Below are 451 nucleotides of genomic sequence, written 5' to 3' on the forward strand. Positions count from 1 at the left end.
GCTCCGGACCAAAAGCGATAGCGGCGAGAGGCCGCTACGTCGACCTCCGCGCCAGATCGGTGCGGTGGTCACGCGATACCTCGCGGCGTGATACTGGGGCGGGGATGTCGCAGGAGAACGTCGAAATCGTCCGACGCGGTTACGAGCACTTCGTGGCCACGGGAGAGCTTCGCGCGGAGATCGTTCACCCGGACTTCGTCTGGGACATGTCGATGTTTCGCGGCTGGCCAGAGCAGCAGACCTATCCGGGCATCGAGGGCGCAATGCAGTTCCTCGCAGATTGGACCGAGTCGTGGGAGGAATGGGACCTTCAGCTCGAGGAGCTGCGCGATGCGGGCGACAGGGTTGTCGCAATCTTGTGCCAAAGCGGGCGCTCGAAGGCGACTGGATTGCCAGCTGAGATGCACTTCGCCCAGGTGTGGACGTTGCGCGACGGAAAGCAGGCCCGGAT

1 protein-coding gene is annotated in these 451 nt (G+C 63.9%); it reads left to right on the forward strand.

The features are described 5' to 3' along the window. Positions 1-104: 104 nt before the first annotated feature. Positions 105-451: nuclear transport factor 2 family protein (locus tag QQZ17_RS19710; RefSeq protein ID WP_284554156.1), on the forward strand; the 347-nt coding region annotated here is incomplete at its 3' end.

This window comes from Citrobacter sp. T1.2D-1, assembly GCF_950098555.1.
GTDB lineage: Bacteria > Pseudomonadota > Gammaproteobacteria > Enterobacterales > Enterobacteriaceae > Citrobacter_A > Citrobacter_A telavivensis.